At 75.6% G+C, this 2,899-nt stretch carries 3 protein-coding genes; 1 reads left to right on the top strand and 2 read right to left on the bottom strand.

Annotated elements, in window-relative coordinates:
• On the top strand, positions 1 to 951 hold a 951-nt coding region (locus FOE67_RS21610), incomplete at its 5' end, for a polyprenyl synthetase family protein (protein ID WP_182666509.1).
• A gap of 47 nt (positions 952 to 998) precedes the next feature.
• On the opposite strand, the gene FOE67_RS21605 is transcribed toward FOE67_RS21610, so the two are convergent.
• The gene (locus FOE67_RS21605) at positions 999 to 1,526 is read right to left on the bottom strand and encodes an arginine repressor (RefSeq protein WP_182666508.1); all 528 of its coding nucleotides are present in this window, start codon (positions 1,524 to 1,526) and stop codon (positions 999 to 1,001) included.
• Positions 1,527 to 1,602: 76 nt separating this feature from the next.
• Positions 1,603 to 2,871 carry an acetylornithine transaminase gene (locus tag FOE67_RS21600; RefSeq protein WP_182666507.1) on the bottom strand — a complete coding sequence of 423 codons (1,269 nt, stop codon included), beginning with the start codon at positions 2,869 to 2,871 and terminating at the stop codon, positions 1,603 to 1,605.
• Positions 2,872 to 2,899 lie beyond the last annotated feature (28 nt).

The following is a 2,899-nucleotide window of genomic DNA, read 5'->3' as shown; positions in this document are numbered from 1 at the left end:
CTCCCCGCCCCCCTCGCCGGGGTCGCCTCCTACCACTTCGGCTGGACCGACGCGGCCGGGCGCCCCGACGGCGGCCCCACCGGCAAGGCACTGCGTCCCGCCCTGGTCACGGGGTGCGCCGAGGCGGTGGGGGGTTCGGCGCGGGACGCGGTGGCCCCCGCCGTCGCGGTGGAGCTCGTGCACAACTTCTCGCTGCTGCACGACGACATCCTGGACGGGGACACCACCCGACGCCACCGCGCCACCGCCTGGGCCGTGTTCGGCTCGCCCACCGCGTTGTTGACCGGGGACGCCCTGCTGGCACTGGCCCCCCGGGCCCTGGCCGAGGACGACTCCCCGCACCTCGCCACCGGGATCCGGTGGCTGGCCCGCTCCACCGAGTTGCTCGTCGAGGGGGAACGGGCGGACATCTCCTTCGAGGAGCGGGATCGCGTGACACTCGCCGAGTGCCTGGCCATGGCCGAGCGCAAGACCGCGGAACTCCTCGCCTGCTCCTGCGCCCTGGGGGCCCTGTGGGGCGGGGCCGGGCCCGAACGGATCGCGTCGCTGCGGGCCTTCGGCCGACACCTGGGCACGGCCTTCCAGCTCACCGACGACCTGCTGGGGATCTGGGGGGACCCGGCGGTGACCGGCAAACCCGCCCGTGCCGACCTGGCCTGCCGGAAGAAGTCCCTGCCGGTGGTGGCGGCCCTGGAGTCGGGCACCCCGGCGGGCCGGCGACTGGCCCGCCGATACACGCCCCCGCCCGACGGGACGGGTGAGGAGACACCCGGTGAACTGGCCCTGCTGGCCCGGTTGGTCGAGGAGGCCGGCGGGCGGGAGTGGGCCGAACGACGGGCCGCCGGGGAGTTGGAGCGGGCGCTGGCCGCCCTGGAGGCCGCCGAGCCGGCGCCGGAGGCCGCCCGGCGGCTCTCCGCCCTCGCCCGGCTGGCCTGTCGCCGCGACCGCTGAAGCGGCCGGCGGCGCGGCGCGCCCCTCCCCGGGGCGCGCCGCGCCGATCAGCGCTCGCGCTGCGCGAGGCGCAGCAGGTGATCGGCGAGTTCCTGACCGCCGGTCGGCTCACGGCTGATCAACAACAGGGTGTCGTCCCCCGCGATGGTGCCCAGGATCTCGTGCAGTTCCGCCTGGTCGATGGCGGAGGCCAGGAACTGCGCGGCCCCCGGCGGGGTGCGCAGCACCACGAGATTGGCGGACGCCTCCGCCGAGATGAGGAGTTCACCGGCGAGCCGGGCCATCCGCTCCTCCTTGACCGACTCCCCCAGGGGGGCGCGAGGAGTGCGGTAACCACCCTCGCTGGGCACGGCGTAGATCAGCTCCCCCGCGGGATTGCGGATCTTCACCGCGCCCAGTTCGTCGAGGTCGCGACTGAGGGTGGCCTGGGTGACCGAGAGCCCGTCATCGGCCAGCAGCCTCGCCAGTTGGCTCTGGGAGCGAACCGGTTGACGGTTGAGGATGTCCACGATCCTGCGGTGGCGCGCCGTGCGGGTCTGCGGCACCGCGGGGCCGCCGTTGCGGTCCACGCTCACCGTCCTCCCCCGGGGCGCCCGGTGCCGCGCGCCGGCCGGGGCATCGGTCGTCGTCGGGTACCCCGTGCGGTCGTTCTCATCCCCCGACCCCCTCGTCCTTGCCGATCCCCGCCCCGGCGGCGTCCAGGATCCCCGGCAGCGCCGCCGTGAGCGCGTCGATCTCGTCGTCGGTGACCACCAGCGGCGGGGCCAGTCGGATGACGTCCGGGGCCACGGCGTTGATCAGGAGGCCCGCTCCCCGCGCGTGCTCCTGCGCCTTCGCCGCCACCGGGTGCCGGAGCACGATCCCCAGCAACAGGCCGGCTCCGCGCACCCCCTCCACCAGGGGGTGGTCGAGTGCCTCGATGCCGGCGCGCAGCCGTTCCCCGGCCTCCTTGACCCGCTGGAGCAGGTCGGTCGAGGCGATGGTGTCCAGGACGGCCAGCGCGGCGGCGCAGGCCACCGGGTTGCCACCGAAGGTGGAGCCGTGCCGGCCGGGGGTGAACAGGTCGGCGGCGGGGCCGAAGACCAGGGTCGCGCCGATGGGCAGACCGGCCCCCAGGCCCTTGGCGAGGGTGATGACGTCGGGTGCCACCCCTTCCGCGCCGCAGGCGAACCACTCACCGGTGCGTCCGATCCCGGTCTGCACCTCGTCCACGGCCAGGAGGGTGCCGGTGGCGCGGGTGATCTCCCGGGCGGCGGTCAGGTAGCCGCGCGGGGGGACCACCACGCCGTTCTCCCCCTGGACGGGTTCCAGGATCACCATGGCGGTCTCCCCGGTGACGGCGGCGCGCAGCGCCTCCATGTCGCCGTAGGGCACGTGCTCCACGCCGGCCGGCAGCGGGTGGAACCCCTCCTGCTTGGCCGGCTGGCCGGTCAGGGCGAGGGCCCCCATGGTGCGGCCGTGGAAGCCGCCGACGGCCGCCACGATCCGCGGCCGGCCGGTGAGCCGGGCCAGTTTGAAGGCGGCCTCGTTGGCCTCGGCGCCGGAGTTGCAGAAGTACACCCGGCCCTCGCGACCCGCCAGGTCGAGCAGCCGCTCGGCGAGCGCCACCGGCGGCTCGGTCGCGTACAGGTTGGAGGCGTGGGCCAGGGTCGCCACCTGCTCGCTCACCGCGCGGACCACGGCGGGGTGACCGGTGCCCAGGGAGGAGACCGCGATCCCGCCGAGGAAGTCGAGGTACTCCCGACCGTCGGCGTCGCGCAGCCGGGCCCCCGTTCCGGAGACCAGGGGCAGCGGCGGGGTGCCGTAGTTGTCGGTGAGCACGGCCCGCCAGCGGTCGATGAGCCGGGCGTTGCCCGACCCGCCGCCGGTACCGGTGGCCCCGGGGTCGCGGGGGGTGTCGGGGGCGTTCCCGGGGTTCATGGCCGTCCTCCCGGCTCGATGGGGGTGG

Source organism: Streptomyces calidiresistens, from assembly GCF_014141525.1.
In the GTDB taxonomy this organism is placed as follows: Bacteria; Actinomycetota; Actinomycetes; order Streptomycetales; family Streptomycetaceae; genus Streptomyces; species Streptomyces calidiresistens.
This window is presented reverse-complemented; position numbering and strand designations above follow the sequence as displayed.

Bases quoted from the DNA above. Each gene is read 5' to 3' on its own strand.
- FOE67_RS21600 (WP_182666507.1), bottom strand. From the start codon at position 2,871: ATGAACCCCGGGAACGCCCCCGACACCCCCCGCGACCCCGGGGCCACC.